This is a genomic window from Mesorhizobium sp. (assembly GCF_024509055.1).
Taxonomy (GTDB): domain Bacteria; phylum Pseudomonadota; class Alphaproteobacteria; order Rhizobiales; family Rhizobiaceae; genus Mesorhizobium.
Genome location: NZ_JANINM010000437.1, coordinates 1 through 15812, shown reverse-complemented (window position 1 = coordinate 15812; position 15812 = coordinate 1). Strand labels below are relative to the sequence as shown.

At 64.5% G+C, this 15812-nt stretch carries 15 protein-coding genes and 1 pseudogene; 12 read left to right on the top strand and 4 right to left on the bottom strand.

Translation table 11 applies throughout. From position 1 onward, the window contains the following. Positions 1 to 231 precede the first annotated feature (231 nt). From Q0L57_RS24335 to Q0L57_RS24320, 4 genes are read right to left on the bottom strand one after another with little or no spacing between them, the layout of a single operon-like run. Positions 232 to 933, bottom strand: a complete 702-nt coding sequence (locus Q0L57_RS24335; RefSeq protein ID WP_296745613.1) for an RraA family protein — start codon at positions 931 to 933, stop codon at positions 232 to 234. Continuing rightward, a complete protein-coding gene (locus Q0L57_RS24330; RefSeq protein ID WP_296745612.1) occupies positions 930 to 2048 on the bottom strand; it encodes a mannonate dehydratase in 1119 nt (372 codons plus the stop codon). Before Q0L57_RS24330 ends, Q0L57_RS24335 begins: the two co-directional genes overlap by 4 nt. Positions 2049 to 2052: 4 nt before the next feature. Next, entirely contained in the window at positions 2053 to 2838 is a 786-nt protein-coding gene (locus Q0L57_RS24325) for an SDR family oxidoreductase (RefSeq protein WP_296745611.1), read from the bottom strand. Then, entirely contained in the window at positions 2831 to 3604 is a 774-nt protein-coding gene (locus Q0L57_RS24320) for a FadR/GntR family transcriptional regulator (RefSeq protein WP_296745610.1), read from the bottom strand. The genes Q0L57_RS24325 and Q0L57_RS24320 overlap by 8 nt, the downstream gene beginning before the upstream one ends. Positions 3605 to 3772: 168 nt before the next feature. Here Q0L57_RS24320 and uxuA point away from each other — a divergent pair, with 168 nt between their 5' ends. From uxuA to Q0L57_RS24260, 12 genes and pseudogenes are all read left to right on the top strand, one after another. Next, positions 3773 to 4957 (top strand): mannonate dehydratase, encoded by a 1185-nt coding sequence (gene uxuA, locus Q0L57_RS24315; protein WP_296745609.1) that lies wholly within the window; start codon positions 3773 to 3775, stop codon positions 4955 to 4957. A gap of 118 nt (positions 4958 to 5075) precedes the next feature. Continuing rightward, complete coding sequence (locus Q0L57_RS24310; protein ID WP_296745608.1) at positions 5076 to 6218, top strand: extracellular solute-binding protein; 1143 nt, start codon at positions 5076 to 5078, stop codon at positions 6216 to 6218. Then, positions 6218 to 7063 carry an IclR family transcriptional regulator gene (locus Q0L57_RS24305; RefSeq protein ID WP_296745607.1) on the top strand — a complete coding sequence of 282 codons (846 nt, stop codon included), beginning with the start codon at positions 6218 to 6220 and terminating at the stop codon, positions 7061 to 7063. Before Q0L57_RS24310 ends, Q0L57_RS24305 begins: the two co-directional genes overlap by 1 nt. Positions 7064 to 7092: 29 nt before the next feature. Continuing rightward, positions 7093 to 8124, top strand: coding sequence for a sugar ABC transporter substrate-binding protein (locus Q0L57_RS24300; RefSeq protein ID WP_296745606.1), 1032 nt, complete (start codon positions 7093 to 7095; stop codon positions 8122 to 8124). A 104-nt stretch (positions 8125 to 8228) separates the two neighbouring features. After that, positions 8229 to 9212: an ABC transporter permease gene (locus Q0L57_RS24295; RefSeq protein ID WP_296745605.1), complete on the top strand. Its 984-nt coding sequence runs from the start codon at positions 8229 to 8231 to the stop codon at positions 9210 to 9212. Further along, on the top strand, positions 9202 to 10734 hold the full coding sequence (locus Q0L57_RS24290) for a sugar ABC transporter ATP-binding protein (protein ID WP_296745604.1): 1533 nt from the start codon (positions 9202 to 9204) through the stop codon (positions 10732 to 10734). Before Q0L57_RS24295 ends, Q0L57_RS24290 begins: the two co-directional genes overlap by 11 nt. 59 nt (positions 10735 to 10793) lie before the next feature. Continuing rightward, the gene (locus Q0L57_RS24285) at positions 10794 to 11789 is read left to right on the top strand and encodes an ABC transporter permease (protein WP_296745603.1); all 996 of its coding nucleotides are present in this window, start codon (positions 10794 to 10796) and stop codon (positions 11787 to 11789) included. Position 11790: 1 nt separating this feature from the next. Then, a complete protein-coding gene (locus Q0L57_RS24280) occupies positions 11791 to 12576 on the top strand; it encodes an SDR family NAD(P)-dependent oxidoreductase (protein WP_296745602.1) in 786 nt (261 codons plus the stop codon). A 20-nt stretch (positions 12577 to 12596) separates the two neighbouring features. Next, positions 12597 to 13802 carry a CaiB/BaiF CoA-transferase family protein gene (locus Q0L57_RS24275; RefSeq protein WP_296745601.1) on the top strand — a complete coding sequence of 402 codons (1206 nt, stop codon included), beginning with the start codon at positions 12597 to 12599 and terminating at the stop codon, positions 13800 to 13802. 2 nt (positions 13803 to 13804) lie between these two features. After that, positions 13805 to 14587, top strand: coding sequence for an enoyl-CoA hydratase/isomerase family protein (locus Q0L57_RS24270; RefSeq protein ID WP_296745600.1), 783 nt, complete (start codon positions 13805 to 13807; stop codon positions 14585 to 14587). Continuing rightward, the gene (locus tag Q0L57_RS24265) at positions 14584 to 15597 is read left to right on the top strand and encodes a hypothetical protein (RefSeq protein ID WP_296745599.1); all 1014 of its coding nucleotides are present in this window, start codon (positions 14584 to 14586) and stop codon (positions 15595 to 15597) included. The genes Q0L57_RS24270 and Q0L57_RS24265 overlap by 4 nt, the downstream gene beginning before the upstream one ends. After that, positions 15594 to 15812 (top strand): annotated as a pseudogene (locus Q0L57_RS24260) (CoA-transferase); the annotation flags it as partial. The gene Q0L57_RS24265 and the pseudogene Q0L57_RS24260, both read left to right, overlap by 4 nt.

The following is a 15812-nucleotide window of genomic DNA, read 5'->3' as shown; positions in this document are numbered from 1 at the left end:
TCCAGATCGCTTGCGCAATGCTATGGATGCGGTGAATGTCGATTCAGCCTAGGGCATGATCCCGAAAAGTGGGAACCGGTTTTCGGAAAAGATCATGCTTTGACAAGGAGATAGATCAGGGTGTCGATTCAACGAAACGTCATCCTGATCTAGGCTGCCGGCCTCATGTCGCCTGAGGCAGCCGCGCCATGAACTCGCTGGTGGACGCGGGCGCATCGCACCAATGCTCTGTCACATGATGCCGAAGGTCCTGTAGGCTTCGACCGCACTCATGCCCTCGCGGATCGCCTTGGCGACAAGCTTCTCGCCGCGGACTTTTTCGAGCGCCAGCCGCACCACCTCTTCTTCCGCCTCGCGCGGGATGACGAGGACGCCTTCCTTGTCGCCGAACAGCAGCGTTCCCGGCTCGATGCGCACGCCGCCGATCTCGAGCGCGCAGCGATAGTCGATGACCTTGCCGCGCACGCCCTGGTCCTGCGCGTAATAGCCGGTGCAGAAGCAGGGGAATCCGAGCGCCTTGATGCCGTCCGTATCGCGGGCGAATCCGTTGACCAGCGCGCCATGCGCGCCGAGGATCTTGGCGCGGGTCGACATCAACTCGCCCCACAGCGCGTAGCGGGGCGAGGCGCCGCTGGCGACATAGATCTCGCCGGGCCTGAGATCGTCCAGCGCCTCGAACATCAGCCCGAACGGCTTGGTCATCAGCGGGTTCCGTGTCGGCCCGGCGGACAGGAAGATGTCGGATTCGAGCACCGGCATGGCACGGCCGAGCAGCCGCGTCGTCTCGTCGACCGGCTTGAACACCGGCGGCAGGAATTGATGCTGCAGGCCGATCGTGTCCATCACGTCGCCGACCACCGCGACGAAGAGCTCTTCCTCAAACAGGCGGTACATTCCAGCGTCGTCGGCATAGAGGCGCGTCGATTTTGTCATGAGGCTTGCTTCCGGATGTTGGGGGCTTGCGCGGTGCGGGAAGGCCCCAGCGCCGCGGCGTTCTGGACCAGGGCGCGCATGTAGCCAAGGGCAAAGGCCTTGCCGGCGTGCCAGGGCGCGTCGCAGGACATTTCCGGCGTGTGGTCGGGGATCATCACGCCGTCATAGTTTTCGTCGCGCAGTATGCGGACGATTTCAGCCATATCGATGTCGCCATCGTCGACGAAGGTTTCGTGATAGGTCGGCACCTTGCCGCGCACGTTGCGGAAATGGATATAGCCGATGCGCTTGCGCCGGGCGAAGCGCCGGACATGCCCGTAGATATCGTCCGCGCCCGGCATCTCCTGCAGCGAGCCGAGGCAGAGCTCCAGCCCGTTGGACGGGGAATCGACGATGTCCATCAACCGGTCGTATTTCTGCGGACGGTTGACGAGCCGCGCGGCGCCCCGCAGCGCTTCGGCGGGCGGATCGTCGGGATGCGCCGCCATCACGACGCCGGCTTCTTCGGCGACAGGTATGATCTCGCGCAGGAAGACATCCAGACGCTGCCAAAGCTCGTCGCTGCTGACTTGCACGGGCTCGGCATTCGGCCGGCCCGCACGGTAGCGCATGTTCCAGACGACGCCGTCTGGCAGCGGCAGATCGGGGTCGATGGCGGCGAGGTCGAGCCCCACCGACATCGCATCGCCGCGCGCGAACGGCCCGCGCGACCAGCCCCAGACGCCGGCGATCGAGAAGTTGTAGCCGATGCAGGGAATGCCGGCGCGTCCGGCGTCGCGGACAAGCCGCTTCAGCCCTTCGATTTGCCTGGCCCTGTCGGGGCCGCCGAGCAGCACGTCCGACCAGAAGCGCGGTGAGAAATTCTCGATCGCGGCGATTTCCAGGCCGTTGTCGCGCACGGTCTTCACCAGGCCGGCGAAATCCTCATAGTCCCACAGCTCGTCCGTGGAGCAATCACCCCAGCCTTCTGTCTCGCTGCCGGCCGACAGCGACGGGTCGCGGCCGCGAAAATAGTTGGTCAGGTGCGCAACGATGTGCGTGGCGCCTGCCTGGCGGGCGAAGCGGAAATTGTCGGGCGTCAGCGACTCCCGGTAAAGGCCAAGACCGATCTTCATGGCATCACTTCACACCGAGGCCGGCGGTCAGGCCGCCATCGATCTTGTAGTCCGCGCCGGTGCAGAAAGCGGCTTTCGAGGAGCAGAGGAACGCGATCAGTTCCGCCACCTCTTCGGGTTCGCCGATACGGCCGAGCGGATGGGCCGCGCCGAAGCGCCGGTAGGCTTCCTCGACATCGGCATCGCTGCCGTTCTCGCCGCGTGCGGCCTTCTCCAGTATCGGCGTGCGGATCGAGCCCGGGCTGACCGAGTTCACGCGGATGCCCGAAGCCGCGTAGTCGAGCGCCAGCGATCGCGTCAGCGTGTGGATGGCGCCCTTGGTCGTGGCATAGGCGGCGACATTGTGCTGGCAGGCGAAACCTTGCACCGAGGCGACGTTGACGACGGCGCCGCCGCCGCGCTTGATCATTTCCGGGATGCCGAAATGCGCTGTCAGATAGATCGAGCCGACATTGACCGTCATCGCCCGGTTCCAGGTTTCCCAGTCGGTCGTCGTCGCCGTCCCATAGGGATGGACGGCAGCGGAATTGACGATGATGTCGATGCCGCCGAACCGCTTGACGCCGGCCGCGACCGCGTCGCGGACCTGGTCGGAAACCGAGACATCCACCGTCTGCACCAGCGCATTCGCGCCGGCTTTGTCTAGGCTTTCCTGCATGGCCGCGTTGGCGGCCCGATCGATGCCGCAGGCGACGATCGCGGCGCCGCTCTGCGCCAGGCGTTTCGCGGTGGCAAGCGCGATGCCGGTCGTGCCGGTCACCAGCGCAACCTTGTTCTCAAAATCAGACATGATGCGTATCCTTGGAAGATGCGTGGTCCGGTCGCGGCGAGGTGGCCGTCGCGGTTCGGGCGTTTTCGAGGTCGTCGGGGACGAAGCGCAGGCCGAAATCGAGATGCCTGCTCATCAGGTAGCAATAGGCGATGCGGTCGCGCGCGCGCAGCGCCGCGATGATCTCGCCATGCGCTTGGCGCGTCTCGCTGAGCACCGGCCGGATGGACTTGCCGACGGTCATGATGTGCAGGATGACGGGCGACAGGAACTGGTAAGTCTGCACCAGCATGCGATTGCCGGCGAGCTTCATCAGCGCGAGGTGGAAATCGAAATCGCGCTGCGCCGCTTCCTGGACATCCTTGCTGGTTTCGATCAGGCCGTTGATCGCGTCCAGGGCGTCCAGCTCGGCGGCGCTGGCGTTGAGGATGATGTGGTCGCCGACGCTCACCTCGATGATCCGGCGGAACCCCTGGATGTCATGAAAGGAGGTCCGCGAAATATCCATCTGCGCGGCGAAGAAGTTCTGGATTGCAACGCCCTGGCGGTCGGCCAGCACCGCGCCGACGCGCGGCTTGGGATCGATCAGGCCGTAGGTACGGATGGTGCGCAGGGCCTCGCGTATCGTGTTGCGGCTGGCGCCGAACAATTCGCACAGCTCCCGTTCGGTGGGCAGCACGTCGCCCACCGACATGGCTCGGTTTCGAATGAGGTCGAGGATCTGCCGGACGGCCTGATCGACCGCCGAACTGCTGACCTCGGCATCTTCCGCCGCTTCTTGCTCCAACGGCTGCCTCCCTCGCTATTTGTTGGGCCAATCCTAGAGCCAACCGCCTTGCAAATCAACCTGTGGTCCGACAATAAAGCTCAATCAACCGATTATCGAGGCGATTTTAGCTGATTGACAGCATTGTGGTCCAACAATATGGTTGCCTCCTAACCTGGAGGAGGCTTCATGGAACAGTGTTGGCGCTGGTATGGTCCGGATGACCCGGTGACCCTTGAGCATGTCAAGCAGGCTGGAGCCACCGGGGTGGTTTCGGCGCTTCACAACATCTATGACGGCAGGGCGTGGCCCGAGGCGGACGTGCTCGAGCGCAAGCGGGTCATCGAAGCCGCCGGCCTGACATGGTCGGTCGTCGAGAGCATTCCGGTCCACAACTCGTTCAAGATCGGCGCGCCGGAACGCGAGCGCTATGCCGGCTACTATCGCGACAGCATCAGGGCTCTAGCCAAGGCCGGCATCCAGACCATCTGCTACAATTTCATGCCGGTGGTGGATTGGACCCGCACCGACCTCATGTATCGCCTGCCCACGACCGGCTACGCGCTGCGCTTCGACGCCATCGACTTCGCCGCCTATGATCTCTTCGTGCTGCGGCGCAAGAATGGCGCGGCAAGCTATACGCCGGCGCGGATCGCCGAGGCCGAGAGGCGACTGAAGGCGCTGACCGCGGAGCAGATCGACCAGATCGAGCGCAACCTCATCGCCGGCCTGCCGGCCACCGAACGCAGCTACAACCGCGACAGTTTCCGCGAGGCCCTGGCCGAATACGACTCAATCGGGCCGAAGGAATTGCGCGAAAACCTCGCCTGGTTCCTGCGCGAGATCATTCCGGCGGCCGAAGAGGAGGGGGTGCGCATGTGCATCCATCCCGACGATCCGCCCTTCTCGCTCTACGGCTTGCCACGCATCGTTTCGACCGCCGAGGACGCGCGCTTCATCCTTAAGACCGTCGACAGTCCGGCCAACGGGTTGACCTTCTGCACCGGCTCCTACGGCACGCGGGCCGACAACGATATCGTCGCCATGGTCAAGGAATTCGCCGACCGCATTCATTTTGTCCATCTGCGCAACATCACCATCGAGGATGACGGCTCCTTCTACGAGGCCGAGCATCTCGAGGGCGGCACCGACATGGCGCATGTCATCCTCGCGCTCATGCAGGAGGAGGCGCGCCGTCGCAAGGAGGGTCGCGCCGACTGGCGCATTCCGATGCGGCCGGACCATGGCCATCTGCTCGCGGACGACATCGGCAAGAAGAAGATCAATCCCGGCTACTCGCTGATCGGCCGGCTGAAGGGCCTCGCCGAGTTGCGCGGCATCATGCGGGCCGTCGAGCGGTTTGGGCTGGCTTGAGGCCGCAGCCGGGAGAGATCTCGTTTTGCGTATGTAAAAACAATTTGCTCAGGTAAAAATACCTGCTACTGATTGGCGGGTCGGGCGCATGCTCGGCCTCAGGGAGGAATTGCCGGATATGACTAGGCTGCGCGGTCTTGCGTGGGACCATCGACGTTGCTGGGGTCCGCTGGATACCAGCGTCGCGCCGTATTGCGCGGCCAATCCCAGCCTCGAAATCGAATGGGACCGTCGCAGCCTTTATGAATTCGGCGAGGGTGCGCTCGGCCCTGTGCTCTCCGCATATGATCTGGTCGTGTTCGACCACCCCTTCATCGGCGACATCGCGCAGGACAGGCTGATGGTGCCGTTCGACGCCTACCTGTCGGCCGAGCAGATTCACTTCTTCGAACAGGATTCGGTCGGCCCGTCCTGGCGTTCTTATGCGAAGAACGGGCGCCAATGGGCGCTGCCGATCGATGCGGCTTGCCACGTCGCCTCGTATCGCCCGGATCTTCTGGAACGCTACGGGCCGGTGCCCCGCACGCATGAAGAGGTTGCAGAGCTCGGACGGCTGGCGCGCAAGGAAGGGAAATGGCTCGGCCTGCCTTTCGTGCCGACGGACGCCATGTGCCTGCTTTTGACGCTCGGCGATCCGCAGGAAGATGGCGAGCAATTCATTGCAAACGAGAAAATGAAGCACGCTGTCGCTCAACTGCGCGAACTGGCGGCGCTATCGCATCCCAATTCGTCGAAATGGAATCCGATCCGCTGCTACGACCACATGATCGCGCATGACGACGTGGTCTATGTGCCGTTTGCCTTCGGCTACGTGAACTACGCCTCGAAAACCGACCGGCCTTATCTGCGCTTTGCCGACGTGCCGACCGCGCGTTCGGCCGGCGCTCTGCTCGGCGGCGCCGGCATCGGCGTCAGCGCCCAGTCGAAGCACAAGCAGGAGGCGATCGACTACGCGCTGTTCCTGTGCTCGCCCGACTATCAGCGCGGCGACTATGTGAAGTCGGGTGGGCAGCCGGGATCGCTCGCCGCCTGGAAGGACTCACGCGTCAACGATTTCTCCGGCGAGTTCTTCTCCTCGACGCTGCGCACCATCAGCGCGTCCTATCTGCGTCCGACGCATCCGGGCTTCATTGCCTTCTTCCGCGAATGCGCGCCACGCGCAGCCGCAGCAATCGCCGGCGACATCACGGCCGCCGAACTCGCCGATCACGTCAACCGCCTCTACCGCGAAACCAGGCAACCAGTGCGGAGCGTCGCGTGATGGCCGCCAGTGTTGCCGAAACGCTCGACGAAGGCGAAGGCGGCCGCGGATATCGCGTGCCGGCTGTGGAGAAGGCGCTCGACGTCCTGGAGTTCATGGCTGCAAGCGCCGAAGCGCTGACGCAGACGGAGATCGCGACCGGCCTCGGCCGCTCCATTCACGAGATCTATCGCATCCTGCTCTTGCTGGAAAAACGTGGCTACATCTTCCGCACCCAATCGGATCGTTTCCGCCTGTCGCTGAAGCTGTTCGAGCTTGCGCATATGCATCCGCCGGTAAACCGGCTCGTCGAATGCGCGTTGCCGGTGATGCGCGAATTGACGGCCAACGCCGATCAAAGCTGTCATCTGGTGGTGCGCGAAGGCCAGAACGCGCTGGTGGTGCTGCAGATCGATTCACCGTTGCCGATGCGCTACTCGGTTGCGCTGGGCTCGCATTTCCCGATCCTCGAAACCAGTTCGGGCGCAGTGCTGCTTGCCCACTCCAACCAGGCCGAGCGTGAGCGCATTGTCGAGCGCATCGTGGCCGCCGGCGAAGGCCAGGGCACGCGCGCCGAAATCGAGGCACGGCTGAATGAGGTGGCCCAGCTCGGCTACGAGATGCGCGCTTCACTGGCCGTCGAGGCCTGCACCAACATTTCCATGCCGGTGCGCGACCACACGGGCGCGGTCATTGCCGCGCTGACGGTACCTCTGCTGCCGCAGAAGGCGGCGCGCTTCGACCGCGAGACCGTCTTCGAACGCACCCGCGCCGCTGCCGAGAAAATTTCGGCAGCGCTCGGCTGGGGCGAACCCACTTCGTTACGTGCCGACCCGGAACGGCGGGACTACCCGTTCAGCGACTGAACAAAAAGCGATTACACTGGGAGAAGAAAATGAACTGGTCGAAGTCAATCCTGTTCGCATCCGCGGCCGTGCTGGCCCTGGGCGCGGCCGCCGCGCATGCCGAGAACATGCCCAAGCGCATCGGCTACGTCACCAACTACGCCACCCATGAATGGTACCAGAACGTCATCAAGGGCATGAAGGCGCACGCCAAGGACCTCGGGATCGAGCTCGAGGTGCAGGACGCCAATCTCGACATCGCCAAGCAGGTGTCGGCCGCGGAAGACTTCATGGCCAAGGGCGTCGACGTGCTGATCATCACGCCCGTGAACGAGGAAGGCGTGGTGCCGCTCCTGCGCAAGGCGAAATCCAACAACATCCCCGTGGTGCTGGAAGGCAATCCCGTCAAGGGCATGACCACCATGGTCGCCATCTGCGACTATGACACCGGCTACATGTCCGGAGTGGAAGCCGGCAAATACGCCAAGGAAAAGCTTGGCGGCGTCGCCAAGGTCATGAATGTCGGCCTGCCGCTGCTCTCCGCCACGGTGCTGCGTTCGCACGGTTTCATGGACGGTCTGAAGACCATCATCCCCGATGCCGTCATGGTCCATGACCTCGATGGCGGCGGCAATCCGGACCGCGCGCTCGAAGTCTCCTCGGCGGCGCTGGCCAAGAATGCCGACATCAACATCATCTACGGCATCAACGACTCGTCCTCGCTCGGTGGCCTGCAGGCCTGGAAGGCGGCCGGCAAGTCGCAGGATGGCCTGTTGACAGTCGGCACCGGCGGCGAGGGCCTCGCCTTCATCAACGCCATGCAGCACGAGCCGTCCTATCGCATCGAGGCCGCGATGTTCCCGGAGAAGGAGGGCTTCACCGCCATCGATGCGGCGGTCAAGCTCTTCAACAACGAGCAGGTGCCAGAGCACATCGTCAGCCCGACGGCGCCGATGACCGGCGACGACTGGAAGAAGTATTATGACTACGACGGCACCACCCGCACCATCAAATGGGACGCCGTCAATGCGCTGCAGCCGCCGGCAAAGTGCATGAAGACCTCGGCCGACCTGAAGAAATAGGCTGGTCGACACGGCCCTTCCCGTGAGGCGGGAAGGGTCGCCGGTCGGGCGCTGTTGGCGACCAAGGCACGGGGCCTGATCCTGAGCGACGGGAATGGACTGAGATGAGCGAACTTACACACGCCTCCGCGCGGGGGCGTTCCATCGGAGGCCAGCTCCTGGGCGGCAGCCAGCTCGTGCTGGGCGTCATTCTGGCGGCGCTGTGCATTGCCATCTCCATCGCGGCGCCGCAGTTCTACTCGGAGGCCAACATCATCGCCATCCTGCGTCAATGCTCGCTGGTGCTGATCGTCGCCTCGGGCATGACCATGCTCATCATCACCGCCGAGGTCGATCTGTCGGTCGGCGCGTCGCTCGCCTTCGTCGGCTGTATCGGCATGGCGGTGCTCAATTCCACCCACAGTCTTGCGCTTGGCATGCTGGCGGCGCTCGCCTTTTCGGGCGGCGTCGGCCTGTTCAACGGCCTGGTCGTCACCAGGCTCCGGGTCAACTCGCTGATCGCCACCATCGGCACGATGATGATGTTGCAGGGCGGCGTCTATCTGTTCACGCGCGAGGCGGTGCAGAACCACAATCAGCTGGCGAGCTTCACCGATCTCGGCGCCGGCTATGTCGGCGCGGTGCCGGTTCCCGTCATCCTGGCGGCGCTGATCTTCGTGGTCGCCTATGTGACGCTGCGCTTCACGACGCTCGGCCGCTACCTCTACGCGGTCGGCGCCAACGAGAAGGCGGTGCGCCTCTCCGGCCTGCGCTCGGAGCGCCTGAAGCTGTTTGCCTTCGTCGTCACCGGCCTCTGCGTCGGTGTTGCCGGCATGATCCTGTCGTCGCTGATGAATGCCGGCCAGCCGACCGCCGGCCGCGGCTTCGAGCTGACGGTCATCGCCGCCGTCATCCTCGGAGGCACCAGCCTGCTCGGCGGCCGCGGCTCGCTGTTCGGCACATTGCTCGGCGTGCTGGTGCTGAAGGTGATCGACAACGGCATCATCATCCTCGGCTGGAACCAGGACCTGCAGATGGTGGTGCCGGGCATCGTCATCATCCTGGCGACCTATCTCGACATTATCCGGAACAAAGCCAATGTCCGTTGATTTCCTTCATCCCGGCGAAGGCGCGGCCATCGACACCAACGTGCCGGCGCTGGAAATGCGCGGCATCGGCAAGCGCTTCCCGGGCGTGGTGGCGCTCGACAATGTCGACCTCACCCTGGAGCCCGGCAAGATCCACGCGCTGATGGGCGAGAACGGCGCCGGCAAGTCGACGCTGATCAAGATCATGGCGGGCGTCTACGGCAAGGATGCCGGCACCATCCGCATGCGCGGAGGCGAGGTCGATATCAAGTCGCCGCGCGACAGCCTGAAGCAGGGCATCAAGGTCGTGTTCCAGGAGATCGCGCTGATTTCTGAATTCACCGTCGCAGAGAATATCTTCCTCGAAGGCTATCCGACGGGCCGCGCCGGCTCGATCGACTGGAAGAAGATCCGCGCCGAGTCGGCGGCGCTGTTCAACCGCATCGGCTTCAACGTCGATCCGGCGGCGCGCACGGGATCGCTGCCGGTCAGCCAGCAGCAGATGGTCGAGATCGCCCGCGCGCTCGCCCACGAGGCCCGCGTCGTGGTGATGGACGAGCCGACGTCCTCGCTGACGCCGAACGAAGTCTCACTTCTCTTCACCGTCATTCGCCGTCTGGCCGCCCTCGGCATCGCGGTGGTCTATGTCAGCCACAAGCTCGACGAAGTGTTCGAGATCGCCGACACGGTGACCGTGCTGCGCGACGGCCGCCACATCTCGACCAAGCCGATCGGCGAGCACACCAACGACACGCTGATCCAGGACATGATCGGCCGGCGAATCGAGAATCTGTTCCCTCGTCAGCGCGGCGCGGCAGGCACCAAGGTGGCGCTGTCCGTGGAAAAGCTGAGCACGGCAAAGAAGCTGCACGAGGTGTCCTTCGAAGCGCGCGCCGGGGAAGTTTTGGGCTTCTTCGGACTGATGGGCGCCGGCCGCACCGAGCTCGCCAAGGCGATCGTCGGCTATGACCCGATCACCGCCGGCACGATCACGGTCGACGGCAGCCGACTTGTGCCGCACGACACGCGCACCGGCGTCAAGCTTGGCATCGGCCTGCTCACCGAGGATCGCAAGAGCGAAGGCCTGATGGGTGAGCTGCCCGTCTACCAGAATGCCAGCCTTGCCTCGCTGGGCGCCTTCGCGCGCCTGGGTTTCGTCGACAAGGCGAAGGAACACAAGGCGGTGCAGGACTATGTCGACCGCTTCCGCATCAAGACCCCCAGTCTGTTCCAGCAGATCAAGAACCTGTCGGGCGGCAACCAGCAGAAGGTGCTGATCTCGCGCTGGCTGATGCGGGGCCTGAAGGTCATCGTCGTCGACGAGCCGACACGCGGCATCGACGTAGGCGCCAAATCGGAGATTTTCGCGCTGATCGACCGGCTCGCAGGCGAGGGCCTGGCAGTCGTGATGATGACATCGGAGATGCCGGAACTGCTTGGCCTCGCCGACCGCATCGCGGTCATGTGCGAAGGTCGTCTGACCGCGATCATGTCGCGTGACGAGGCCACGCAGGAGAAGATCCTCAATGCGGCGATCGGGTGACACGCCATGACGTTTCGCGGCTGCATTTCCCGTGATCCGCTCTTCGAAGGGAGCAAGCGATGAGCCTTGCAAGCACGGCTTCCGCAAAGGCTGAGCCATCCATGCTGGCGCGTCTCTTTGCCAGGCAGGAAGTGGCACTGCTCGTCTGCCTCATCCTGGTGCTGGCGTTCTTCTCATTCACGGTCGAGAATTTCTTCTCCGTGCGCAATCTGACCAACGTGCTCGGCCAGGCGTCGCTGCCGCTGATTGCCGGCATCGGCTGCGCCATCGTCTTCATTTCCGGCGAGGTCGACATTTCGATCGGCTCGCTGCTGGCGACCATCGCGCTGCCGCTGATCATCGTCATGAACGACACCAACTCGCTGCTGCTCGGCGTCGGCGTCGCGCTGCTGTTCGGCCTGATCATCGGCGTCGTGAACGGCTACCTCACCGCTTATGCTGGCATCAACTCTCTGATCGTGACGCTCGGTACGATGTTCATCATGCGTGGCGGCGTCTATCTCTACACCGGCCAGCGCGCGATCCCCGACGATGCCAGCCTCGACAGCTTCATCGCGTTGTCGGATGGCCGCCTGTTCAACATCATCCCGTATTCGGCCGTCATCGCCATCGTGCTCCTCGCTGCGTTCGGCTACATGATGCAGCACCGGCCGTTCGGCCGGCAGATCTATGCGGTCGGCGGCAACCAGGAAGTGGCGCGACTGGCCGGCTACGACGTACGGCGCGTCAAGTTCATCTGCTTCATCATCAGCGCGCTGCTGGCGACGGTTGCCGGCATCATCCTGGCGGCGCGCGTCGGCTCGGCGCAGCATACCGCCGGACTGAACTTCGAGTTCCAGGTCGTCGCCGCGACCGTGCTCGGCGGCGTGAGCCTTGCCGGGGGCATCGGCAGCCTCACCGGCATGGCGCTCGGTGTCCTGATCCTGCAGTTCCTGTCCAACGGCCTGCGCGGACTTGGGCTGCCGACCGAATGGCAGCTGGTCATCACCGGCATGATCATCATTGCCGCCGTCGCCTTCGACGAGGCGAAGCGCCGGCGCGCGATAGGAGGCTGACATGGCTCGTCTTGAAGGAAAAACCGCCGTCATTACCGGCGCCGCGGACGGCATCGGCCACGCCATCGCCGAGGCGATGGCGCGCGAAGGTGCGCATGTCTTCCTCGGCGATATCGCCGACGCCGCGGGCGAGGAATTCGCGGCCGCGTTGCGCGCCGCCGGCTACTCTGCGGACTATGTCCATTGCGACGTTTCGCAGGAAGCCGACATCGCCGGCCTCATCGACAGCGCGGTGAAGAAAACCGGACATCTCGACATCCTGGTCAACAACGCCGCCATCGCCATCGGCGGCATGCCAGTGCACGAGATGACCGACGAGCAATGGCACCGGCTGATCGCCGTCAACCTGACCAGCGTGTTTCGCGGCTGCAAATTCGCGCTGCCGCACATGATCGCGCAGAAATCCGGCTCGATCATCAACATGGCCTCGGCGCAGGGCCATATCGGCCTCGACGGCTGGACCGCCTATGCCGGCGCCAAGGGCGCGGTGATGGCGATGACGCGCCAGATGGCGGTCGAGTTCGGCCCGATGGACATCCGCGTCAACTCGATCTCGCCCGGCACCATCAACACGCCGATGAACGACAGGCTGATCAAGGAGATCGGCGGCAATCTCGCCAAGGCCTGGGTCAAGATGCATCCGATCGGGCGCATCGGCGAGCCTGCCGAAGTGGCGGAGGCCGCCGTCTACCTGGCTTCCGATGCCGCCGGCTTCACCACCGGCACCGATCTGCGCGTCGATGGCGGGCTGACCGCCGCGCCGCGCTACGTTCCCGAACTGCTCTAAGACACGAAACGAGACATGAAATGAACAAGGCCCTCGAAGGCGTCCGCATCCTCGATTTCAGCCATCTGCTGCAGGGGCCGTTCGCCACGCAGCTGCTGGGCGACATGGGCGCCGATGTCATCAAGATCGAGCGGGCCGGCGCTGGCGACATGTTCCGCGGCATGACTTTCTTTGCCAAATGGGTGGGCGGCTCGGAAAGCCCGAACTTCCTCGCCTGGAACCGCAACAAGCGGTCCATCGCGCTCAACCTGAAGAGCCGCAAGGTGCACGCCATCATTATGGAGATGGCGAAGAGCGCCGACGTGGTGGTGCAGAATTTCCGTCCCGGCGTGCTGGCCAAGCTCGGTTATGGCTATGAGGACTTCAAGGCCGTCAACCCGCGCATCATCTACTGCTCGGGTTCGGGTTATGGCGAGGAGGGGCCTTACGTCGAGCGTCCGGGTCAGGACATGCTGATCCAGGGTCTCGCCGGGCTGATCGCCAACACCGGTCGCGGCGACCAGGCTCCGGTCCCCGCCGGCGCTGGCCTCGCCGACCAGATCGGCGCCATGAACATGGTCTACGGCATTCTTTCGGCGCTCTATTATCGCGAGAAGACCGGCAAGGGCCAGAAGATCGAGGTCAACCTGCTGGCCGGCCTTTTGGCGCATCTCAACCAGGAATATGTCGCCGTGCTCAATCTCGGCGAGGATTTCGTGCGGCCGAACTCCGGCATCGGCCATCCCGGCATGCAGGCGCCGTTCGGCATCTACGAGACGAAGGACGGTGGCTACGTGTCGATCGCCATGAGCCCGTTCAAGACGCTTTACGAGGTGCTGGAGGCGCCGCAGCTTGCCGTCTATGACGACTTGAAGACCCTGTTCGACAAGCGCGACGAGGTGTTCGAGAAGGTCAACGCCGAGACGAAGAAATTCGGCACGCAGGATCTGCTGGCGCGGCTTCTGGCAGCCGACATCTGGTGCGCCGAGGTGAAGGACATTCGCCGTGCCGCTGAAGACCCTCAGGTCACCCATATGGGCATGATCACCAGCTACGAACATCCGCGCGGCGGCAAGGTGCGGGTGGTGGCGCCAGCGGTCAAGATGAGCGAGACGCCCGCGACCATCGAGCGGCCGGCGCCGCTGGTCGGCCAGCACGGCCGCGAGATCCTGGCCGAGTTCGGCCTGTCGAAGGATGAGATCGCGGCCCTCGAGGCCTCCGGCGACATGACCGTGGACGCGGCTTGACAATGACCGCCTATCAGACACTCACAGTCGAAGTTCAGGGCCGCGTCGCGATCGTCACCTTCCGCCGCGCCGACCAGCTCAACGCCATGAACCGGTTGATGCAAGGCGAGATCATCGAGGCGTTCGAGGCCCTGTCCGCCGATGCCGGCGTCGGTGCCATCGTGGTGACAGGCGAGGGGCGTGGCTTCATGGCCGGCGCCGATATCAAGGAATACGCCGCCCAGACCGCCGCCGAGTTCGACACGTTCCAGGCGGCCGGCATGCGCATGTACGCGGCGATCGAGAACAACCGCAAACCTGTGATCGCGGCTGTGAATGGCTTTGCCCTGGGCGGCGGCATGGAGCTGGTGCTGTGCTGCGACATCGTCATCGCCAACCAGTTCGCCAAGCTCGGCCTGCCGGAGATCAAGCTCGGGCTTATCCCGGGCGGTGGCGGCACGCAGCGCAGCGTCGCCAGGCTCGGCCGCAACCGCGCCAATCTGCTGTTGATGACCGGGGCCATCGTGCCGGCTTCCGAATTCGTCGGCGCCGGTCTGGTCAACGAGATCGTCGATGTCGAAAAGCTGATGCCGCGCGCGCTGGAACTGGCCGGGATGATCGCCACCGAACCTGCCGCTGCGATCGAAGGCCTGAAGGCCCTGACGGCGCATGCCGTATCGGGCGATCTGCGTGAAGGCCTCGCCATGGAGCGCAACATTCTGGGTGGCCTCTACCGCAGCGAGATCGGCCAGCGGCGCGTCAAGGAATTCGCCGAGAAGAGCGCCGTGAAGAAGGCCGGTTCATGACGGGCGACGACTATCGCGGCCTGGGCTGGGCGCACGGCGCGCTGACCGTGCAGCGGCTCGGCGCGATGCTGGCGCCGGTCACCTTCCTGCTGGCCGACGGCCGGCAGGTCTCGCCGATGCATGTCGCGCCCTGGGCGAACGAGCCCGAGGCGGGAGCGCTGCCGGGCATCCTGCGCAAGTTGCGCGGCGAATGGCCTTGCGTGCCGTTCGGCTACTCTGTGCCGGTCGAGGGATGGCCGGAGACTTGGGCGAGCGTCATGGGTCCGCCGGCGCCCGACGAGGAGGCACATGGCCACAGCTCCAACCATGACTGGACCTGGCGCGAGGACGACGGCGGATCGCTGTCGCTGACATTGGCCTACCCCGAGGAAAGCCCGGTCGAGCGTGTCGAGCGAACTATCACGCCCGACCCATCGGCGCCGGCCATCGACATTGAATTCAGGATATTCGTCCGCCGCGCCTGCCGCTTGCCTATCGGCCTGCATCCGGTGTTCCGGCTCCCTGTCGGGATAGGCGCCGCGACGCTGGAACTTGACGGCTTCGCTGAAGGCCGCACTTACCCGCACGATGTCGAGCCCGGCGCGGAGCTGTTCGCACGGGACAAATCCTTCAACGACCTGACCAGTGTGCCCGCGCGCGCTGGCGGCACAGTCGACGCCTCGCGATTGCCACTGTCGGCCGACACCGAGGAGTTGCTGCAGATCGAGGGGCTGGACGGCACCGCTGCGCTCGCCAACCACGCGGAGGGCTACCGGGTGAAGCTCAGCTGGCGGAAGGAGCATTTCCCGAGCCTTCTGCTCTGGTACTCCAATCGCGGCCGCAAGGCGTCGCCCTGGAACGGGCGCCACGTCGCCATCGGCATAGAGCCGATATGTTCGCCCTTCGGGCTCGGCCCGGCGACCGCTTTGGCCGACAATCCGATCGCGCGATCCGGCGTAGCCACCGCACGGGAATTCTCGCCAGACGAACCGTTCGTGACCCGCTACCGCATCGAGGCATCCGCGCTGTGACAGATCTCGCCTCAGCCTCTTTGGTCAAGTCGAACCGGCCGCGCTTCACCGACACTGAGGGACTGGCGGCGATGGTCCGGCACGGCGACGCTTTCGGCGTCGGCGGCCATCATTTCGCGCGCCTGCCGATCGCCTTGCTGCGCGCTATAGCCAGCGCCGCCGTCAAGAACCTGCGCTACGTCTGCTGGGCCGGCGGGCTGCCGCTCGAACTGTTG

What these genes read in the sequence shown, in the direction of transcription:
- Q0L57_RS24335 (WP_296745613.1), bottom strand. Translation starts at nt 933, where the DNA reads ATGACAAAATCGACGCGCCTCTATGCCGACGACGCTGGAATGTACCGC.
- Q0L57_RS24330 (WP_296745612.1), bottom strand. Translation starts at nt 2,048, where the DNA reads ATGAAGATCGGTCTTGGCCTTTACCGGGAGTCGCTGACGCCCGACAAT.
- Q0L57_RS24325 (WP_296745611.1), bottom strand. Translation starts at nt 2,838, where the DNA reads ATGTCTGATTTTGAGAACAAGGTTGCGCTGGTGACCGGCACGACCGGC.
- uxuA (WP_296745609.1), top strand. Translation starts at nt 3,773, where the DNA reads ATGGAACAGTGTTGGCGCTGGTATGGTCCGGATGACCCGGTGACCCTT.
- Q0L57_RS24310 (WP_296745608.1), top strand. Translation starts at nt 5,076, where the DNA reads ATGACTAGGCTGCGCGGTCTTGCGTGGGACCATCGACGTTGCTGGGGT.
- Q0L57_RS24305 (WP_296745607.1), top strand. Translation starts at nt 6,218, where the DNA reads ATGGCCGCCAGTGTTGCCGAAACGCTCGACGAAGGCGAAGGCGGCCGC.
- Q0L57_RS24300 (WP_296745606.1), top strand. Translation starts at nt 7,093, where the DNA reads ATGAACTGGTCGAAGTCAATCCTGTTCGCATCCGCGGCCGTGCTGGCC.
- Q0L57_RS24295 (WP_296745605.1), top strand. Translation starts at nt 8,229, where the DNA reads ATGAGCGAACTTACACACGCCTCCGCGCGGGGGCGTTCCATCGGAGGC.
- Q0L57_RS24290 (WP_296745604.1), top strand. Translation starts at nt 9,202, where the DNA reads ATGTCCGTTGATTTCCTTCATCCCGGCGAAGGCGCGGCCATCGACACC.
- Q0L57_RS24285 (WP_296745603.1), top strand. Translation starts at nt 10,794, where the DNA reads ATGAGCCTTGCAAGCACGGCTTCCGCAAAGGCTGAGCCATCCATGCTG.
- Q0L57_RS24280 (WP_296745602.1), top strand. Translation starts at nt 11,791, where the DNA reads ATGGCTCGTCTTGAAGGAAAAACCGCCGTCATTACCGGCGCCGCGGAC.
- Q0L57_RS24275 (WP_296745601.1), top strand. Translation starts at nt 12,597, where the DNA reads ATGAACAAGGCCCTCGAAGGCGTCCGCATCCTCGATTTCAGCCATCTG.
- Q0L57_RS24270 (WP_296745600.1), top strand. Translation starts at nt 13,805, where the DNA reads ATGACCGCCTATCAGACACTCACAGTCGAAGTTCAGGGCCGCGTCGCG.
- Q0L57_RS24265 (WP_296745599.1), top strand. Translation starts at nt 14,584, where the DNA reads ATGACGGGCGACGACTATCGCGGCCTGGGCTGGGCGCACGGCGCGCTG.